The sequence below is a fragment of the Streptomyces sp. NPDC001194 genome, assembly GCF_042896985.1.
Taxonomy (GTDB): Bacteria; Actinomycetota; Actinomycetes; order Streptomycetales; family Streptomycetaceae; genus Streptomyces.
The window spans coordinates 82,712-102,233 of sequence record NZ_JBIAXU010000016.1; the positions used below are offsets into that span (position 1 = coordinate 82,712).

Sequence of the window (19,522 nt, forward strand, 5' to 3'; positions counted from 1 at the left end):
CGCCCTGGTCAGAGGATGCGTTCGGCGCCTGCGGCCGGAGCCGCGGACATCACGCGCGGAGGCGTGAACCCGGCCGCGACGAAGGCCTCCGTGACCGCCCGGGTCACGGCCGCCTCGGCGTCGGCGTCGATGAGGGCCAGGGCCGAGCCGCCGAACCCGCCGCCGGTCATCCGGGCCCCGTACGCGCCCGCGGCACGGGCGGTGGCCACGGCCAGGTCGAGCTCCGGGCAGGAGACCTCGTAGTCCTCGCTCAGGGAGGCGTGTCCCTCGGTCAGCAGCGGGCCCGTCTCGCGCAGCCGGCCTGCGCGCAGCAGTTCCTCCACCCGTACGACCCGCTGGTTCTCGGTGACGACGTGGCGGGCGCGCCGGCGCAGGACCGGGTCGTCGAGGCGGGCCAGCGCCGGCTCCAGGTCCTCGTACGGGAGGTCGCGCAGGGCGGGCAGTCCGAGCGCGGCGGCCGCGCCGTGGCAGGAGGCGAGGCGCCGGGCGTACGCCCCGTCGCCGAGGGCGTGTTTGACGCGGGTGTCGACGACCAGGAGGCGCAGTCCGGCCGCCGCGCAGTCGAAGGGGATGTGGAGCTGTTCGAGGGTGCGGGTGTCGAGGTGGAGGGCGTGGCCTTCGGTCGCGCAGGCCGAGGCCATCTGGTCCATCACCCCGCAGGGCACGCCGACGTACGCGTTCTCGGCGCGGCGGGCGAGCGCGGCCAGTTCGGGCCGGGTGAGCGGGATCCCGTACAGGTCGGTGAGGGCGAGGGCGGTGGCCACCTCCAGGGCGGCGGAGGAGGAGAGTCCGGCTCCGGTGGGCACGTCGGAGCGGATGTGCAGGTCGGCGCCGCCGACGGGCAGGCCCGCGTCGAGCAGCGCCCACGCGACGGCGGCGGGGTAGGCGGCCCAGCTCTCCGGGCCCTCGGGCGGGCGGGCCGAGTGCAGGCGGTCGAGCGCGAGGGTGACCACGCCCGACGGGATGTCGGCGGAGTGGAGCCGCAGGGTCCGGTCGGGGCGGCGGGCCACCGCCACCTCGGTGCGCTGAGGGAGGGCGAAGGGCAGGGCGAAGCCGTCGTTGTAGTCGGTGTGTTCGCCGATCAGGTTGACCCGGCCCGGCGCCGCCCAGACCCCCTCGGGGGCGGCCCCGTACAGCCGGTGGAATCCGTCCGCGGTCCCGCTCACCGGCTCGCCGCCTCTCGCAGCCGGGCGGCCGCGTCCTCGGGCCGGACGTCGTTCATGTAGGCCTCCATGCCGGATTCGGTACCCGCCAGGTACTTGAGCTTGTCAGCGGTGCGGCGGACCGTGAAGAGCTCGAGGTGGAGCGCGAAGTCGGCCCGCGCCTCTTCCTCGCCCCGGCCCGATTCCCCGCCCGCGTCCCCGCCCCCGCCCCCGCCGGAGACCGGCGCCTGGTGCCAGGCGGAGATGTACGGGGTGGGCGCGGACGACCCGAACAGCCGGTCGAAGCGGCGCAGCAGCTCCAGGTAGAGGCGCGGGAACTCGGCGCGGGCCGCGTCGTCGAGCGTGGTCAGGTCGGCGGTGCGGCGGTGCGGATAGAGGTGGACCTCGTACGGCCAGCGCGCGGCGTACGGCACGAAGGCGGTCCAGTGCTCCCCTTCGAGGACGACCCTGGTGCCCTCGGCCCGTTCGGCGGCGAGCACCTCTTCGAAGAGGTTGCCGCCGGTGCGGGCGCGGTGGGCGGCGACGGTGGCGAGCATGCGGGTGGTGCGCGGGGTGATGAAGGGGAAGGCGTAGATCTGGCCGTGCGGGTGCGCGAGGGTCACGCCGATCTCGGTGCCGCGGTTCTCGAAGCAGTAGACCTGCCGGACGCCGGCGCGGGCGGAGAGCTCGGCGGTGCGGTCGGTCCACGCGGCCAGGACGAGCGCGGCGCGTTCCTCGTCGAGTTCGGCGAAGGAGGTCCGGTGGTCGGGGGTGAAGCAGATGACCTCGCAGCGGCCGGTGTCGCCGGCGAGGGAGGGGAAGCGGTTCTCGAAGACGACCACGTCGTAGTCGGGGGCCGGGATCTCGCTCGCGCGCCCCTCGGTGGAGGGGCACAGCGGGCAGGCGTCGGCCGGCGGGTGGTAGGTGCGGCCCTGGCGGTGGGAGGCGATGACGACGGCGTCGCCGAGCAGCGGGTCGCGGCGCACCTCGGAGGAGGTGGCGGACGCGTCGAGGGGGCGGGTGTCGGGGACGGCGCGGGCCGCGCCGTCGTCGGCGTCGTAGTAGAGGATCTCTCGGCCGTCGGCCAGGCGGGTGCTCGTTCGCTTCACGGGAAGAGCTTCTCTCAGGGGAAGGTCGGGAGCGTGCGCGGGGGTTCGCCGGGATCGGCGGGCGCGCCGGTTCACTCGAGGGTGACGACGGTGGGGCGGCCGAGGTCGGGGGCGTCGCGCAGCGGCAGGTCGGCGCCGGGGCGCTCCAGTTCGAGGAGGACGATCTCGTTCCGGCCGGTCCGCCAGAGGGGCGCGGGGGCGTAGAGCGTGCGCTGCGGGCCACGGGGGGTGTCGTAGTGGCCCAGGAGGAAGCCGTTGAGCCAGACGAGGCCGGTGCCCCAGCCGCCGACGTCGAGGAATCCGTCGGCGGGGGCGCCCGGGAGGGCGTGGGTGAAGCGGTGGAAGGCCGGTCGGCCCGTGTCCCGTGGTGCGTCCCCGGTCTGCGGCGACCAGCGGAGGCCGGCCAGGTCGGTGAGCGGGAGCGGCCGGATCTCCCACTCGAACAGCTGCTGGTGGCCGTGGCGGACACCGCGCCAGATGCCCTTGCGGTCGTCGAGGAGCGGGCCGTAGTTGACCCGGCCCTGGGCCCGGACGAGGACGTCGAGGACGACTCCCCCCTCTCCGACGGCCAGGTCGAGCCCCTCGTCCGGGCGATTGCGGTCGAGGATGCCGAGGGGCTCGCCGTCGGCGGACACGTACGCCCGGTCGCCGAGGCCGTCGATCCGGACGGGCATGGCGGGGCGCGGCCCGGTGACGGTGGTGCGGTAGTGGATCAGCCCGTGGGACTGGCCCAGCTTCTCCATCGGCTCGGGCGCCGGGCGCAGGACGGGTTCCCCGCCGAGCACGTCGAGGTGGTCCATGAGCGGGGCGGTGCCGGCGGGGACGGCGAGGGCCGGAGTGATGCGGGGCGGCGGCTCGGGCAGCGGGCCGTCGGGCAGGGGCGCGTACTTCCCGATGACCTCGCGGAACGCGTGGAACTTCGGGGTGAGTTCGCCGGCCTCGCCGATGGGGGCGTCGTAGTCGTAGCTGGTGACGGTGGGCTGGTAGCCGGGGTCGCCGGGGCGGGATCCGGTGTGGTTGGCGCCGGCCCAGAAGCCGAAGTTGGTGCCGCCGTGGGCCATGTAGAGGTTGACGGAGGCGCCGGTGGCGAGGAGTTCGTCGAGGGAGCGCGCCGCGTCCTCGACGGCGCGGACGTGGTGGTCCTCGCCCCAGTGGTCGAACCAGCCGATCCAGAACTCCATGGCGGCGAGCGGGCCGGTCCGCTGGTAGCGGCGCAGGTGGGCGAGGCGTTCGGCGGGCCGCGCGCCGAAGGTGGCGGTGGCGAGCCGGCCGGGGAGCGTGCCGCCTTGGAGCATGGCGTCCTCGGGCCCGTCGGCGGTGAACAGGAGGCAGTCCACTCCGCGTTCCACCAGGGCCCGTTCCACGTGGGCCCGGTAGCGCGTGTCGTTGCCGTACGAGCCGTACTCGTTCTCGATCTGGACGGCGACGACCGGGCCGCCGCGGCTCGCGAGCAGGGGCAGCAGCTCGGGGGCGACGAGGTCGAACCAGCCGTCGACCTCGGCCTCGAAGCGCGGGTCCGAGCAGCGCAGGCGGAGGCCGTCGACGGCGAGGAGCCGGGCGGGCAGCCCGCCGAAATCCCATTCGGCGCAGATGTAGGGGCCGGGGCGGACGATGGCGTCGAGGCCGAGGTCCCGGGCGGTGCGCAGGAAGCGTCCGAGGTCGCGCGGGCCGGTGAAGTCGGCCTTCCCGGGGGCGCTCTCGTGGAAGTTCCACGGGACGTACGTGTCGACCGTGTTGGCACCGAGGGCGCGCAGCCGCCGCAGCCGGTCCTCCCACAGGTCCGGATGGACCCGGAAGTAGTGCAGGGCCCCCGAGACGATGCGGTGGGGGCGTCCTGCTCGCCGGAATCCGTCCTGGTCGTACGTGAGCATGCGCTGACTCCCGAGAGAGGTCGTGATGCCGTGAGGTGCGGGACGCCGCCGAATATATGAACGCGGCGGCACGCCGTCAATGACCGGTTGATCGGAAACGATCGAATCGATCGGTTCGGTTCTCTATGATGGCGGGACACGGCGCGGACAGGGATGCCGTCGAAGACCGCAGGGGGTAGGGAAACCTTGAGACCACATGTGGACCAGCGGCAGGCGCAGGTGCTCGCGCTCGTCCGGGCGCGGGGCAGCGTGCGCGTGGCGGACCTGGCGCGGGAGCTGGGCGTCTCGCCGGTCACCCTGCGGCGCGACATCGAGGCGATGGCGGCCCGGGGCGAGATCCACCGGATGCACGGGGTGATCAGCCGGGTGGAGAGCGGTCGTCCGGGCGGCGCGGCGGCGGAGCGGGGGTCGGCGCCGTCGGCGGGGCCGGTGGCCGCGTCGACGGCGGGCCCGGCCGGGGGCCGGGCGGGCGCGGCGGCTGCCGAGGGGCTGGTGGTCGGGATGGTGGTGCCGACGACGGAGTACTACTACGCCGACGTCGTCCGCGGGGCCCGTGAGGTGGTCGAGGCGCACGGGGCGCGGCTGACCGTGGGACTGACCCGGTACCTGCCGGGCGAGGACCGGACGCAGGCGGACCGGCTGCTGTCCACCGGGGCGGACGGGCTGCTGCTCACCCCGAACTGGGATGCCGGTTCGCCCGGCCCCGGCGAGGGGGCGTGGACCGCGGAGCTGCCGGTTCCGACGGTGCTGGTGGAGCGCTGGGCCCCGCCGGGGCATCCGGCGGCGGCGCTGGACCGGGTGGCCTCCGACCACGCGCACGGAGCGGCGACGGCGGTGCAGCACCTGGTGGATCGGGGGCACCGGCGGATCGCCCTGGCCAGCCGTGCGACGCCGACGACGCCGCGGCTGCGGGCCGGGTACGAGGCGGCGGTGGCCGCGCTCGGCCTGGAGCCGGCGCCGCCGTGGCCGGCGGCCGGGCCGGACCCGCTCTCGGACGCCGATCTGTTCGCGCGGACGCTGGACTACCTGTGCGAGGCGGTGACGGCGGGCGGGGTGAGCGCCGCGCTGGTCCACAGCGACACCGACGCGATCATGCTGATCCCGAGGCTGCAGGCGCGCGGGGTGCGGGTACCGGAGGACCTCGCGGTGATCACGTACGACGACGAGGTGGCGGGACTGGCCGACGTACCGCTCTCGGCGGTGGCGCCGGCCAAGCGCGAGGTGGGGGCGCGGGCGGCGGGGCTGCTGCTGGACCGGCTGACGGCGCCGCGCGGCGCCACGGGCGACGGTGAGGGCCCGCGGCAGCACGTGGAGCTGCTCCCGCGGTTGACGATCCGCTCGTAAGGAACAGGAAGCAATGCGCTGGGCGATCATTTCGATCGAGTTGTGCGTTCGCTCTTGACGGTGTGCGTGTTCGTGCAAAAGATGGGCCGCGTTCTCCCATCCGCCGCCGTCCGCGGTCGTCCGTAGGAGCCACTCCATGTCGCGCAGCTTCCGTTCCTCCCGCATGCCCCGGTTCGCCCTGACCGTCTCGGTCGCCTCCCTGGCCCTGCTCGCCACCGCGTGCGGCGGGGAGGCGGAGCCGGGCGGGTCCGCGGCGGCCGGCGGCTCGCCGGAACAGCCGGTCACCATCACCTACTGGTCCTCGTCCGCGGGGGCCCAGCAGACGGCCGACGCGTTCAACAAGACGCACCCGAACGTCCGGGTGCGGTTCTCGGCGGTGCCGGGCGGGCCGGACGGGGCGGCGAAGCTGGCCAACGCCGTCAAGGGCGGCAACGCGCCCGACGTCGCGACGATGGACTACTCGGCGCTCCCGGAGTTCGCGAGCGGCGGCAACCTGGAGGACCTGAGCGCAACTTCCGGGAAGCTCGTCTCGGAGAAGTTCCCGGAAGCGGTCCAGTCCCTGGTCAAGCTGGGCGGGAAGACCTGGGCCGTGCCCTTCGACGTCACCCCGCTCGAGCTCTTCTACCGGAAGGACGTCTTCGAGAAGCACGGGGTGGCCGTGCCGAAGACGTGGGAGGAGTACAAGGCGGCCGCGGAGAAGATCCACCGGGCCGACCCGGCGGTCAGGATCACGAACCTCGGCGGCGGCGACCCGGCGGTGCTCGCGGGCCTCTCCTGGCAGGCGGGCGCCCGGTGGTACGGCACCGAGGGCGAGAAGTGGAAGGTCGCGATCAACGACCCCGCCTCGAAGAGGGTGGCGGAGTACTGGAACGGCCTGATGGCCTCCGGGGTGGTGTCGAAGACCCCCCTGTGGGGTGAGGGCGAGGCGAAGGAACGCTCGTCCGGGCAGGTCGCCACCGTCATCGGCGCGGCGTGGACGGCGGGCACCTTCCTGGCGAACTACCCCGACCTCAAGGGGAAGTGGGGCATAGCCCCGCTGCCGACCTGGGACGGCAAGCCCGCCACCGGCATGTACGGAGGCACCTCGTACATCGTGCCGAAGGGCAGCAAGCAGACCAAGGCAGCGGCGGAGTTCATCGCGTGGGTCACCACCGACCCGGAGGCCGTCAAGGCGCGGCTCAGCTCCCTGAAGTCGCCGAGCAGCGCCCTGCCGGCCAATGCCGAGATGCGGGCCGAGGCCGCGAAGCTGTTCGACACGGCGTACTTCGAGGGGCAGGACCCGTACGGCCTCGCCGGCGCGGCCGCGGCGACCATCGTGCCCGGCTGGACCTGGGGCCCGGTCCACCTCCAGGTCAATGCGGCGCAGAACGCGACCGGCCCCGACCTGGTCAAGGCCCTGAGCGAGGGGCAGTCGGCCGCCGAGAAGGCCATCAAGGACCGCGGCCTGGGCCTGGCCGGCTGATGCCGCGCACCGACTCCGCCGACGCCGCGGACCTGGCCGGCCCCGGCGGTTCGACCGGCGTGGCCGGCCCGGGCGGCCTGACGGACCCGACCGGCCTGAGCGCTTCGACCGGCCCGGGCGGCGGTTCGACCGGTTCGACCGGTTCCGCCGGTTCCTCTGGTTCCTCTCGTTCCACTGGTTCCACTGGTTCCACGGCCGCCGGACGGCGCCGCGCGCAGCCGGCCCACGCAGGCCGAGCCGCAGGAGGCGGCGGCGGGGCGGCCGCCGGGTTCATGGCACCCTTCTTCCTCCTCTTCGCGCTCGTGACGGTCGCCCCCGTCGGGTACGCCGCCTGGCTCAGCCTCTTCCGCGAGGAGCGGTCCGGGCTCGGATTCGGCGGAGCCCGGCGGGTCTTCAGCGGAATCGGGAACTACACCGAGGCCCTGACCGATCCCCTCTTCCTCGCCTCGTTCCGCCACGTCGCCGTCTACAGCCTGCTCTACATCCCCGTCATGGTCGGCGGCGCGCTGCTCCTCGCCCTGCTGCTGGACTCCGCCCTCGCCCGCGCCCGGCGGTTCTTCCAGATCGCCTTCTACCTGCCGCACGCGGTCCCCGGCCTGATCGCCGCGATGGTCTGGCTCTACCTGTACACGCCCGGCCTCAGCCCCGTCCTCGACGTGCTCGACTCGGCCGGGATCTCCTGGGACTTCTTCGGCCGCGACGAGGCCCTGCTGTCGGTGGTCAACATCTCGGCCTGGCAGTGGACGGGCTACAACATGGTCATCTTCTTCGCCGGGCTCCAGGCCGTCCCCCGGGAGACCCTGGAAGCCGCCGTCATGGACGGCGCCGGAGCCATCCGCATCGCCTTCCAGGTCAAGGTGCCGAGCATCCGGCCCACCCTCGTCCTGACCGTCCTGTTCACCTGCGTCGGCGCCGTCCAGCTCTTCGACGCCCCGCAACTGCTCCAGCTGCGGGCCACCGAGATGGGCGAGTCCTGGTCCCCGACCATGTACGTCTTCAGCGCCGCGTTCAAACGCCACGACTACGGGCTGGCGGCCGCGAGCGCGCTGCTCCTCGCCCTGGTCGCCGCAGCCGCTTCGTACGTCGTCACCAAGCTCGGCAACCGCTGGAGGTCCGCATGACCGCACCACTCGCCGCCGCCGAGGCGGCCGGCGCGGCTCCGGGCCGGGGTCCCGCCCCGGCCCCCACCGCCTCGGCCAAGTCCGCGGCACCGGCCCCGGCCCCGGCCCGCAGGGCGCGCGGCGGCGGCCTGCTCTCCCGTACCGCCGTCAACGCCGTCCTCCTCCTCGTCGCCGCGTACACCCTGATGCCCCTGGCCTGGCTGGTCCTGGCCGCCACCAAGAACCGCCGGGACCTCTTCGCCACCGACCCCTACGCCTTCGGCGACTTCAGCCTCTTCACCAACCTCGGCGAGGTCTTCACGTACGACGACGGCATCTTCGGCCGCTGGCTCGCCAACAGCCTCCTCTACACCGTCGTCGGCTCCACCCTCTCCGCCCTCATCAGCGTGGCGTGCGGTCACGCGTTCCACGCGTACGAGTTCCGGCACAAGGAGAAGCTCTTCGGCTTCGTCCTCGCCGGGGTCCTCGTTCCCGCCACCGTGCTCCAGCTGCCGCTGTACCTGATGGCCTCGGCCGCCGGCGCCGTGAACACGTACTGGGCGTACCTGGTGCCCGCCCTGGTGAACCCGTTCGGCGTCTACCTGGCCCGGGTGTTCGCCGAAGGTTACGTCCCCGACGAGGTGCTGGCCGCCGCCCGCGTCGACGGCGCGGGTGAACTGCGGCTCTTCGCGCACGTGTCGTTCCCGATGCTGTGGCCGGGGTTTGTGACCATCTTCCTGTTCACCTTCACGGCGATCTGGAACAACTTCTACGGCGCGCTGACCATGCTGAACGACGAGCGGCTCTACCCCGTCAGTCTGGGCCTGTTCATGTGGAACCGCAGCGTCTACCAGCAGCCCGAGCTCTATCCCCTGGTGATCACCGGTTCACTCGTCGCCGTCGTCCCGCTGGTACTGGCCTTCCTCGGCCTGCAGCGGTTCTGGCGCTCGGGTCTCACCGCAGGAGCCGTCAAGTGACGCACCGCCTCTTCCCCGCCGCGCCCCCCGGCCCCCGGCGCCGCCCCGCCACCGTGCTCGCCATGAGCCCCGGCACGCGGGCCGCCGTCCTCAGCGGCCGCATGCTGCCCGAGCTGGTCCGGGTCGCCGATGTGGACACCGACCTGCTGCTGACGGGCTTCGAGCACGAGGAGCCCGAGCTCCGGCGCCGTCTGGCGGACGCCGAAGTGCTGCTGACCGGCTGGGGCTGCCCGCCGCTCGACGCCCGGGCGCTGGAGCGGATGCCGCGGCTGCGCGCCGTGGTGCATGCCGCCGGCAGCGTCAAACAGCATGTCACGGACGCCTGCTGGGAGCGCGGGCTGCTGGTGTCCAGCGCCGCCGCCGCCAATGCCGTGCCGGTCGCCGAGTACACGCTCGCCGCGATCCTGTTCGCCAACAAGCGGGTGCTGGAATCCGCGCACGCGTACCGGGCCGCGCGCGGTCCGATCGACCTGCTGCGCCGCTACCCGGCCGTCGGCAACTACCACCGCACCGTCGGCGTCGTCGGCGCCTCGCTCATCGGCCGCCGCGTGATGGAGTTGCTGCGCCCCTTCGACCTGCGGGTGCTCGTCCACGATCCGTACGCCGACCCCGGCGACCTCGCCGCGCTGGGCGCCGAGTCCTGCGCGCTCGACGAACTGCTGCGCCGCAGCGACGTGGTGACCCTGCACGCCCCCGCGCTCCCGCAGACCCTTCATCTGCTGGACGCGGCGCGGCTGGCCCTGATGCCGGACGGCGCCACGCTGGTCAACACCGCGCGGGGATCGCTCGTCGACACCGTGGCGCTGACCGAGGAGCTGGTCGCGGGGCGGCTGCACGCCGTGCTCGACCACACCGAGCCCGAGGTGCTGCCCGCCGGGTCCCCGCTGTACAACCTCCCGAACGTGCTGCTCACCCCGCACGTGGCGGGTTCGCTGGGCGGGGAGCTCGACCGGCTCGCGGCGACGGCGGTCGAGGAGCTGGAGCGGTACGCCCTGGGGCTGGACTTCCGCTACGCCGTCGACCGGGGCCGGCTCGCCTACTCGGCCTGAGCCCGCGCGCCCGCTCCCTCGGGTGTGTCCGCGAAGTCCCGCCTGCCCCGCGACGCCCGGCACGCACTCCCGGCGCACCGAACGCCGCGGGACCGACCTCCCGGCGGCCGGCGCTACTTCGCGGACCCGCCCTCGGCCGCCAACCGCTCCAGGTACGCCCGGCCCCGCGCGAGTTGACCCGGCAGCTCGGCGGCGCCGGGGTACCAGCGTTTCTCGTACTCCCAGCAGAGCCAGCCGTCCTGCGGTGCCGAGGCCACCGCCTCGGCAAGCGGCAGCACCCCGGCGCCGAGCCCGAGCGGGGTGAGCTCCTGCGCCGATGCCACGTCCTTCACCTGTACGTAGCCCAGGTGCCCGTCCAGCGCCCGCCGCGACTGCGCCGGCGACTCTCCCCCGAGCCAGGTGTGCAGTACGTCCCACAGCGCCCCCGCGCCGCCCTGCCCGACCCGGTCCAGCACGCGCGCGGCGGCGGCTGCGGTCCGGTGCGAGTCGTGCGTCTCGAGGAGGATCCGCACCCCGTGCCGCTCGGCGAACGGCGCGGCGGCGGCCAGCCTGCGGACGGCATGTGCATCGGCGGCGGCATCCGACTGCCCGGCGCCTCCGGGGAACACCCGGACGTACGGGGCTTCGAGGTCGGCGGCGAGCCGGACCAGGGCGTGCAGCTCGGCGAGGACGGGCTCGTCCGCACCGGCGGCGGCCACCCGGGCGTAGCCCGCGACCGCGAGGACCTCGACCCCGGCGGCGGTGAGGGTGCGCAGGCCCGCCGCCCGGTCCGCCGGAGGGCTGTCGGGGTGCAGGGGCTCCTCGGGGTGGGCGCGCAGCTCGAGGCCCTCGTAGCCGTGGGCGGCGGCGAGGGCGGCGCTGCGCCCGAGAGGCGCCCCGGGCAGGCCGAGCGTGGAGAAGGCGTACCTCACGGACGGCTCCCCTCGTGAGGGGGCGGCGCCGTGGAACCGCGCACCATGAGCTCGGTGGGCAGGGTGGTGATGCCGCCTGGCGGCAACGGCTTGCGGCCGGTGACCAGCTGGGCGGCGAGCAGGCCGGCCTCGCGCAGCGGTACGCGGACGGTGGTGAGGGCCGGGGCGGTGTCCACGCAGACCGGGAGGTCGTCGAAGCCGGCGACGGAGACGTCCCCGGGGATGCGCAGGCCGGCCTCGCGCAGGGCCGCGGCCACTCCGGTGGCCACGGTGTCGTTGGCCGCGGCGACGGCGGTGAAGGGGGCCCCGCGGCGCAGCAGCTCGCGGGTGGCGTCGTAGCCGGCGGAGCGCTCGAAACCGGCGTGCACCGTGAGCGGCTCGCAGGCTTCGGGCAGGGCGGGATCGTGCCGGCGCAGCGCCTCGCGGTGGCCGCCGAGCCGCTCCCGGGTGGTGCTCAGCCCCGGCGGTCCGGCGACGTACGCGATGCGCCGGTGGCCGAGTGACAGCAGGTGCTCGGCGAGGCGGAAGGCGCCGCCCCGGTCGTCGAACATGACGGTGGCGACGGGCAGCGCGGCGGGAACGGGCAACGGGGGCCGTCCGCACAGCACGACGGGGGCGCCGGCGTCCGCCATGCGGGTGACGCGCGCGGCGAGGGCGGCGGTGTGCCCGGGCTCCTCGACGGCCCCGCCGGTCAGGACCACCCCGCCCGCGCGCTGGCCCTCCAGCAGGGTGAGGTAGGCGAGTTCGGCTTCGGGGGCACCCTCGGTGTTGCAGACGACGGCGAGGCGGCGGGGATCGCCCTGGCCGGTCGGCGCGAGGGCGCTCTGAAGGGATCCGGCGAGGATGCCGAAGAAGCTGTCCGCCACGTCGTGCACGAGGACGCCGACCAGGTCGGAGGTGGCGGCCGCGAGGGCGCGGGCGGGTCCGTTGGCCACGTAACCGAGCTCTTCGACCGCCTGTTCCACACGGGTCCGCGTGCCGCCGGCCACCGGGTACCCGCCGTTGAGCACCCGCGAGACCGTCGCGGGCGACACGCCCGCGTGCGCCGCGACCTCGGCGAGAGTCACCGCCATCTTCCACCCCTCCTGCTCGTCCCGGGCCATCGTCTCATCCGGGTGTGGACCTCCATGCTGCCGGATTAAGAAAGCGCTTTCCATCACTCGAACGAGTGTTGCGCGGCTGTCGTTCCCGGCCCTAGTCTGATGTGAGTGAAAGCGCTTTCTATCGGATGACGGGCATGGAGGAGGGGACACCATGGAGCGCAGGACGATCAAGATCGCCATGAACGGCGTGACCGGGCGGATGGGATACCGCCAGCATCTGGTCCGCTCGCTGCTCGCCCTGCGCGAGCAGGGCGGCCTGGACCTCGGCGACGGCCGGTCGCTGTGGCCCGAGCCGGTGCTGGTCGGACGCCGGGAGCCGGCGCTGCGGGCCATCGCCGACGAGCACGGGCTGGAGCACGTGAGCACGGACCTGGCGGCCGTGCTGGCCGACCCCGAGGTCGAGATCTACTTCGACGCGCAGGTCACCGGCGCCCGCGAGGCCGCGGTCCGGCAGGCCGTGGCGGCGGGCAAGCACGTCTACTGCGAGAAACCGACCGCTCTGAGCTTCGCCTCCTCTCTGGAGCTGGCCCGGCTGGCCGCGGAGGCCGGGGTCAAGCACGGGGTCGTCCAGGACAAGCTGTTCCTGCCGGGGCTGCTGAAACTGAAGCGGCTGATCGAAGGCGGCTTCTTCGGCGAGATCCTGTCGGTGCGCGGGGAGTTCGGGTACTGGGTCTTCGAGGGTGACTGGCAGCCCGCCCAGCGGCCGTCCTGGAACTACCGGGCGCAGGACGGCGGGGGCATCGTCGCCGACATGTTCCCGCACTGGGAGTACCTGCTGCACGGGCTGTTCGGCCGGGTCCGCACGGTGCAGGCACTGGCCCGTACGCACATCGGGCGCCGCTGGGACGAGGAGGGCAAACCGTACGAGGCGACCGCGGACGACGCCGCGTACGGAGTCTTCGAGCTGGAGGGCGGCGCCGTCGCGCAGATCAACTCCTCCTGGGCGGTGCGGGTCCACCGTGACGAGCTGGTGGAGTTCCAGGTGGACGGGACGCACGGCTCGGCGGTCGCCGGGCTGCGCGGCTGCCGCGTCCAGCACCGGGGGACGACGCCCAAACCGGTGTGGAATCCCGACCTCCCGCAGACGGAGGCCTTCCGCGCGCAGTGGCAGGAGGTCCCGGACAACGGCCCGTACGACAACGGATTCAAGGCCCAGTGGGAACTGTTCCTGCGCCATGTCGTCCTCGACGAGCCCTGGCAGTGGGACCTGCTGGCCGGCGCGCGCGGGGTGCAGCTCGCCGAGCTGGGGCTGCGGTCCTCCGCGGAGGGCCTGCGGCTGCCGGTGCCGGAGGTGGTCCTGTGAGCATCCGGCTCCCGGCCGCGGACGGCGGACACCGTCTGCACCGGCCTCGTACCGATCCGCTCACGCCTCTGGTCTGCGGTCCGGCGCGCAGTCGCAGGTTCTATGCGGCCGCGCACGTGGTGGCGGATCCGCTCGCCGTCTGCGCCGGCGGCCCGGACTCCCCGGCCGGCCCGGCGGTGGACTGGGAAGCGACGCTGGCGTTCCGGCACCGGCTGTGGGCACAGGGCCTCGGGGTCGCGGAGGCCATGGACACGGCGCAGCGCGGGATGGGCCTGGACTGGCCGGCCGCGGCGGAGCTGATCCGCCGGTCGGCCGCCGAGGCCCGGGCGGTGGGCGGCCGGATCGTCTGCGGCGCCGGCACCGACCAGCTCGCCCCGGGCGCCGGGCACACGTTGACCGCGATCGCCGCCGCCTACGAGGAACAGCTCGCGCATGTCGAGTCCTGCGGGGCGGGAGCCGTGTTGATGGCCTCCCGCGCCCTGGCGGCCGCGGCGCGCGGCCCGGAGGACTACGCACAGGTCTACGGGAGGCTGCTGCGGCAGAGTGCCCGGCCGGTCGTACTGCACTGGCTGGGCCCGATGTTCGACCCGGCGCTGGCCGGCTACTGGGGGCACGCCGATCTCGACGCGGCCACCGAGGTGTTCCTGAAGGTGATCGCCGACTGCCCGGAGAAGGTGGACGGGATCAAGGTCTCGCTGCTGGACGCCGACCGGGAGAGGGACATCAGGCGCAGACTCCCGCCGGGCGTGCGCTGCTACACGGGCGACGACTACCACTATCCCGAACTGATCGCCGGGGAGCGGGGAGGGGAGCCGGGAAGCGATGCGCTGCTGGGCGTCTTCGACCCGATCGCCCCGCTGGCAGCCAGGGCCGGGCTCGCCCTGGACCGGGACGACCCCGCCGGTTTCCGCGCCCTGCTGGATCCCACGGTGGCGTTGTCCCGGCACCTGTTCACCCCGCCGACCCGGTACTACAAGACCGGGGTGGTGCTGCTGGCCTGGCTGGCGGGGTACCAGGAGCACTTCGCGATGCTGGGCGGGCTCCAGTCGGCCCGGCCGCTCCCCCATCTGGCCACCGCCTACGAACAGGCCGATCTGCTGGGCCTGTTCCCCGATCCGGAGCTAGCCGAGGCACGGATGCGGCAGCTCCTCGCGGTGTACGGGGTGGCGTCGTGAGCCGGGGGGCGGCCCCGGCTCCGGCCCGGTTCAGCCTCAACCAGGAGACCATCCGGCAGTGGTCGATGCCCGAGCTGGTCGACGGGTGCGTCGCGGCGGGGGTGGGCGCGGTCGGGCTGTGGCGGGATCCGGTGCGGCAGTTCGGGCTGCGCGAGACGGCGAAGCTGGTCGCCGGGGCCGGGCTGCGGGTCAGCTCGCTGTGTCGCGGCGGGTTCTTCACCGCCGCCGATCCGCTGGGGCGGGCGGCGGCCCTCGCGGACAACCGCCGGGCCGTGGAGGAGGCCGCCGAGCTGGGCGCCGACGTACTGGTCCTGGTCTCGGGGGGCCTGCCCGAGGGCGACCGGGACCTGGTGGGGGCGCGGCGGCGGATCGTCGACGTCCTGGGCGAGCTCGCCCCCTGGGCGCAGGCGCACGGGGTACGGCTGGGGATCGAGCCCCTGCACCCGATGTTCGCCTCGGACCGCTGTGTGGTCTCCACGCTCGGCCAGGCCCTGGACATCGCCGAGCGGTTCCCGGCGCAGCAGGTGGGGGTGGTCGTCGACTCCTATCACCTGTGGTGGGACGAGCGGCTGCCCGCCGATCTGCGCCGGGCGGGGGCGGGCGGGCGGATCGTGTCGGTCCAGGTGGCCGACTGGGTGACCCCGCTGCCGGCGGGGGTGCTGCTGGGGCGGGGGCAGCTGGGCGACGGCTGCATCGATCTGCGGGCGTTCCGGGAGCTGGCCGACGCGGCCGGCCACCGCGGGCCGGTGGAGGTGGAGATCTTCCATCCGGGGCTCTGGGCGCGAGACGGTGCCGAGGTGCTGCGGGAGGTGATCGACCGCTACCGCGCGCACGTGGCCTGAGGCGCACGGGCTGAAGCACGTGGCCTGCGCCCTTCCGAGTGGGGCAAGTGACGGGCCGGCGGGGGCCGGTACGGGATCGGAAACGGAGCATGCGATGACAGACGTGTGGAGTCGGCGCGCCTTCCTCTCCGCCGCGGGCGGGGGTGCGCTCCTGCTGGGAGCGCCCGCCGCCCGGGCGGGGGCCGCGCCGACGGACGGGGTGCACGACGCCATGCGGGCGGTGTGGCGCGGGCTTCTCCTGGGCGGTGACGTCCCCGCCGCGGCCGAGCCGTTCCGGTCGAGACTCGCCGATCTCGGCGCCCTGGCCGGCGGATGGCGTTCCGCCATGGCTCCGGCGGCCGGTTCGCTCTGGCCCGACCTGGGGTACGGCGGCGACCCCGAGATGATGATGCAGAGCTACCACCGGCTGCGGACCATGGCCGAGGCGTACGTACGGCCCGGGACCGGGGTCACCGGGGACGCCGGGCTGCGCACGGCCCTGCTGACCGGGCTGGACCATCTGCACGCGGACGTCTACCACGCCGGCCAGGTGCGGTACGGGAACTGGTACTGCTGGCAGATCGGCGCCCCGCAGGCCCTGCTGGACCTGTGCGTGCTGCTGTACGCGGAGCTGCCGGCCGCCCGGTCGGCGGCGTTCTGCGCGGCCGTCGACCATTTCGTCCCGGACTCGGTCGTCGGCTCGTACGCCGGGACCAGTACGGGGGCGAACCGGGTGGACCTGTGCCGGGTGCTGGCGCTGCGCGGGGTGGTCGGCGGGGACTCGGCGAAGATCGCCCTGGCCCGGGACGCGCTCGCGCCGGTGTTCCCGTACGTCAGCGCGGGCGACGGGCTCTACCGGGACGGGTCGTTCGTGCAGCACACCTGGGTGCCGTACACGGGGACGTACGGGGCGGTGCTGCTCGGCGGGCTGGGGATGCTGTTCGCCTTGCTGAAGGGCACTGCGTGGGAGGTCACGGACCCCGGGGCGCAGATCGCCTTCGACGCGGTGGAACGGGCCTGGGCTCCGTTCCTCTTCAACGGTCTGATCATGGACTCCGTGTCCGGGCGGGCGGTGAGCCGGGGTCTGATGGTCGCCGATCCGCGCCAGGTCCAGCAGGACGACCATGCGCGGGGGCATGCGGTGCTGGCCGCGATCCTGCTCCTCGCGCAGGGCGCGAGCCCGGCCGAGCGGGCACGCTGGCGGGGGCTCGTGAAGGGGTGGATGGCCCGGGACTACTACAGTCGCCCCCTCGCGGACACGACACTCGCCCTGTCCTCGCTGGCCCGTCTGGCGGAGGTCGACGCCGACGCGTCGGTCGCGGCACTGCCCGAGCCGGTCGGGCACCGGCTGTTCGCGTCCATGGACCGGGCCACGCACCGGCGGCCCGGCTGGGCGGCCTCGCTGTCCATGGCCTCGAAGCGGATCGCCCACTACGAGACGGGCAACGGGGAGAACCTGCGCGGCTGGCACACCGGGAGCGGGATGCTCTCCTGGTGGGGGGCCTCGTACGGCAACGGCCAGTACTCGGACGCCTTCTGGCCGACGGTGGACCCGTACCGGCTGCCGGGGACCACGGTGTCGCGGAAGGTGCTCGCCGACGGGGCGGGCGGCGACTGGGGGGCGTCCCGGCCCGACGCGGCCTGGGTGGGCGGGACGACCGACGGGGAGTTCGCCTCGCTGGGGCAGCAGCTGCGGGGCCTGGGCAGTACGCTCACGGCCCGCACGTCCTGGTTCTTCCTCGCCGACACGATCGTCTGCATGGGGTCCGGGATCCGCTGCTCGGACGGGGCCGCGGTCGAGACGGTGGTCGACAACCGCAATCTGGGCGCGGCCGGGACCCACGCCCTCACGGTGGGCGGTACGGTCCAGCCGGCCGCCCTCGGCTGGTCGGCCGCCTTCCCTTCCCCCGGCTGGGCCCATCTGGCGGGCTTCGGCGGGTACGTGATGTCGGGCGCGGGCTCGTTCAAGGCCCTGCGCGAGGCGCGCACCGGCCGGTGGAGCGAGATCAACCGGGGCGGCTCCACCACGGCCCTGACCCGGCGCTACCTCACCCTCTGGTACGACCACGGCGTGGACCCGGCCGGAGCGGGGTACGTCCACCAGGTGCTGCCGGGCGCGACGGCGGCCCGGACCGCCGCCAGGGCCGCCACCGCCGGATGGCTCGTGGTGCTCGCCAACTCGGAGACCGCCCAAGGCATCTCGGTGCCCTCGCTCGGCTTCACCGGGGTCAATTTCTGGCAGGCGGGATCGGCGGGCCCGCTGGAGGCGGGAGCGCCCTGTTCGGTGACGGTCCGGGAGGGACCGGACGGCACGGCCGCGGTGTGCGTCGCGGACCCGGCCCGGGCCCTGACCTCGCTGACGCTGGTGTGGCACCGCCCGGTCGCCGCGGTGCTGTCCCGCCCGCCGAGCCTGGTCTCGGAGGCCACGGGCGGACAGCTGCGGCTCGGCTTCGGGGACCTGACCGCGGCGGCGGGCGCCGGCCAGCAGGTGGTGGTCCGGCTGGGGTGAGACGTCAAGCGTGACATAACGTGCCCTTCATGGATCAGGAGCACATAGCCGGGGCCGGGGACGGCGACGGCGCGGACAGGCGGCGGTTCCTCGCGATCGCGACGGGAGCGGCCACCGCCGCCGGGCTCGGGGCCGTGGCCGGCTGCGGGAACGGGGCAGCCGACGGGGCGGCGGGGAAGAGCGGGGGCACGGGGGCGAAGCCCGGCCCGGCGGCGGGGAAGGGCGGGCCGGCCGGTTTCGACGTCAAGGCCGAGAACGCCAAGCCGGGGCATGCCGATTGGCGTGTGACGAAGGCCGGACCGGCCCGGGCCGTGGAGGGCTTCGCCGACAAGGTCAGCGTCCTGCCCGGCGAGTCCTTCGGCCTGCACGTGTCCACCACCGCGCCCCGGTTCACCGTCTCCGCCTACCGGATGGGCTGGTACGGCGGCGCCCGGGCCCGGCTGGTGTGGCGGTCCGAGGCGCTGCCCGGCGTGCGCCAGCCGGAGCACACGGTGGATCCCGCCACCCGGACCGTCCGCACCCGGTGGCCCCGCACCACCACCGTCGAGACCAAGGACTGGCCCGAGGGCTGCTACCTGCTGCGGCTCGACGCCCAGGGCGGCGAGGGCCAGCGCTTCGTCCCGGTCACCGTCCGCTCGGCGGCGAGCGCGGGCCGCACGGTCGTGGTGAACGCGGTGGCGACCTGGCAGGCGTACAACCGGTGGGGCGGCTACGGCAGCTACGACGGCCCCAGCGGCGGCTACGCCTCGCGCTCCCTCGCCGTCACCTTCGACCGGCCGTACGAGTACGACGACGGCGCGGGCCTGTTCCTCGTCTACGAGGCCCCCCTGATCGCCCTCGCAGAGCGGCTCGGCATACCCCTGGCCTACGCGACGACCACCGACGTCGCGCGGGAGAAGCGGCTGCTGGAAGGCGCCTCGGCGGTCCTCTCCCTCGGCCACGACGAGTACTGGTCGCCCGAGCAGCGCGCCCACTTCACCGCCGCCCGGGACGCCGGGACCAACCTGGCGATCCTCGGCGCGAACTGCTGCTTCCGCCGGATCCGGCTGGAGCCCTCCGATCTCGGGCCCGACCGTACGGTGGTCTGCTACAAGTCGGCCTACGACCAGGACCCCGGCTTCAAGCGCGGCCAGCCGGCCACCGTGGACTTCCGGTCGGCGCCCGGCGCCGACCCGGAGAGCTCACTGCTCGGCGTGATCTACGACGGATACCCGGTGGACGCCCCGTACGTGGTGACCCACCCCGGCCACTGGCTGTTCGAGGGAACCGGCGTGCAGGCCGGCGACCGGTTTCCCCACCTGGTGGGCGTGGAGTACGACAAGGTCGACACGGGGTTCCCGACGCCCCGGCCGATCGAGATCCTGGCCCACTCCCCCGTGGTGTGCGAGGGCCGGCCCAGCCACCAGGACACGGCGTACTACACGGTTCCCAGCGGTGCGGGCGTGTTCGCGACCGGGACCATGCGGTGGGTGGAGGCCCTGGACGCGACGGGCGACGGCCGCGGCGGCGCCAACCACGGCCTCGACGCGAAGGCCGGCGCGCTGACCACCCGGGTGACGGAGAACCTGCTGCGGGCGTTCGCCGCGGGCCCGGCGGGGCGCGCACACCCCGCGCAGGACAACGTCAAGGCGGTGTACGGAGGTTAG

The 19,522-nt window shown here is 74.3% G+C and carries 15 protein-coding genes; 10 read left to right on the plus strand and 5 right to left on the minus strand.

Annotated features, from left to right (window positions below; translation table 11 throughout):
* Nucleotides 1–8 precede the first annotated feature (8 nt).
* The 3 genes from galK to ACFY1T_RS26790 form a co-directional block, all read right to left on the minus strand.
* Complete coding sequence (gene galK, locus ACFY1T_RS26780) at nt 9–1,166, minus strand: galactokinase (protein ID WP_390790430.1); 1,158 nt, start codon at nt 1,164–1,166, stop codon at nt 9–11.
* A complete protein-coding gene (gene galT, locus ACFY1T_RS26785; RefSeq protein WP_390790431.1) occupies nt 1,163–2,251 on the minus strand; it encodes a galactose-1-phosphate uridylyltransferase in 1,089 nt (362 codons plus the stop codon). Before galT ends, galK begins: the two co-directional genes overlap by 4 nt.
* Nucleotides 2,252–2,322: 71 nt before the next feature.
* Entirely contained in the window at nt 2,323–4,122 is a 1,800-nt protein-coding gene (locus ACFY1T_RS26790; RefSeq protein ID WP_390790432.1) for a beta-galactosidase family protein, read from the minus strand.
* A gap of 186 nt (nt 4,123–4,308) precedes the next feature.
* Here ACFY1T_RS26790 and ACFY1T_RS26795 point away from each other — a divergent pair, with 186 nt between their 5' ends.
* The 5 genes from ACFY1T_RS26795 (at nt 4,309) to ACFY1T_RS26815 (ending at nt 10,054) form a co-directional block, all read left to right on the plus strand.
* Nucleotides 4,309–5,466, plus strand: a complete 1,158-nt coding sequence (locus ACFY1T_RS26795; protein ID WP_390790433.1) for a substrate-binding domain-containing protein — start codon at nt 4,309–4,311, stop codon at nt 5,464–5,466.
* 136 nt (nt 5,467–5,602) lie between these two features.
* A complete protein-coding gene (locus ACFY1T_RS26800; RefSeq protein WP_390790434.1) occupies nt 5,603–6,928 on the plus strand; it encodes an ABC transporter substrate-binding protein in 1,326 nt (441 codons plus the stop codon).
* Between the two features lie 272 nt (nt 6,929–7,200).
* A complete protein-coding gene (locus ACFY1T_RS26805) occupies nt 7,201–8,049 on the plus strand; it encodes a carbohydrate ABC transporter permease (protein ID WP_390790507.1) in 849 nt (282 codons plus the stop codon).
* A complete protein-coding gene (locus ACFY1T_RS26810; protein WP_390790435.1) occupies nt 8,046–9,005 on the plus strand; it encodes a carbohydrate ABC transporter permease in 960 nt (319 codons plus the stop codon). Before ACFY1T_RS26805 ends, ACFY1T_RS26810 begins: the two co-directional genes overlap by 4 nt.
* A 62-nt stretch (nt 9,006–9,067) precedes the next feature.
* Entirely contained in the window at nt 9,068–10,054 is a 987-nt protein-coding gene (locus ACFY1T_RS26815) for a hydroxyacid dehydrogenase (RefSeq protein WP_390790508.1), read from the plus strand.
* Nucleotides 10,055–10,167: 113 nt separating this feature from the next.
* On the opposite strand, the gene ACFY1T_RS26820 is transcribed toward ACFY1T_RS26815, so the two are convergent.
* Nucleotides 10,168–10,965 carry a sugar phosphate isomerase/epimerase family protein gene (locus ACFY1T_RS26820; RefSeq protein ID WP_390790436.1) on the minus strand — a complete coding sequence of 266 codons (798 nt, stop codon included), beginning with the start codon at nt 10,963–10,965 and terminating at the stop codon, nt 10,168–10,170.
* Nucleotides 10,962–12,038, minus strand: a complete 1,077-nt coding sequence (locus ACFY1T_RS26825) for a LacI family DNA-binding transcriptional regulator (RefSeq protein ID WP_390790437.1) — start codon at nt 12,036–12,038, stop codon at nt 10,962–10,964. The genes ACFY1T_RS26820 and ACFY1T_RS26825 overlap by 4 nt, the downstream gene beginning before the upstream one ends.
* A gap of 181 nt (nt 12,039–12,219) precedes the next feature.
* Here ACFY1T_RS26825 and ACFY1T_RS26830 point away from each other — a divergent pair, with 181 nt between their 5' ends.
* The 5 genes from ACFY1T_RS26830 (at nt 12,220) to ACFY1T_RS26850 (ending at nt 19,522) form a co-directional block, all read left to right on the plus strand.
* Entirely contained in the window at nt 12,220–13,371 is a 1,152-nt protein-coding gene (locus ACFY1T_RS26830; protein ID WP_390790438.1) for a Gfo/Idh/MocA family protein, read from the plus strand.
* Nucleotides 13,368–14,546 carry a dihydrodipicolinate synthase family protein gene (locus tag ACFY1T_RS26835; protein WP_390790439.1) on the plus strand — a complete coding sequence of 393 codons (1,179 nt, stop codon included), beginning with the start codon at nt 13,368–13,370 and terminating at the stop codon, nt 14,544–14,546. Before ACFY1T_RS26830 ends, ACFY1T_RS26835 begins: the two co-directional genes overlap by 4 nt.
* Nucleotides 14,547–14,611: 65 nt before the next feature.
* The gene (locus tag ACFY1T_RS26840) at nt 14,612–15,388 is read left to right on the plus strand and encodes a sugar phosphate isomerase/epimerase family protein (protein ID WP_390790509.1); all 777 of its coding nucleotides are present in this window, start codon (nt 14,612–14,614) and stop codon (nt 15,386–15,388) included.
* A 94-nt stretch (nt 15,389–15,482) separates the two neighbouring features.
* On the plus strand, nt 15,483–17,876 hold the full coding sequence (locus ACFY1T_RS26845) for a polysaccharide lyase 8 family protein (protein WP_390790440.1): 2,394 nt from the start codon (nt 15,483–15,485) through the stop codon (nt 17,874–17,876).
* A gap of 29 nt (nt 17,877–17,905) precedes the next feature.
* Nucleotides 17,906–19,522 carry a N,N-dimethylformamidase beta subunit family domain-containing protein gene (locus ACFY1T_RS26850; protein WP_390790441.1) on the plus strand — a complete coding sequence of 539 codons (1,617 nt, stop codon included), beginning with the start codon at nt 17,906–17,908 and terminating at the stop codon, nt 19,520–19,522.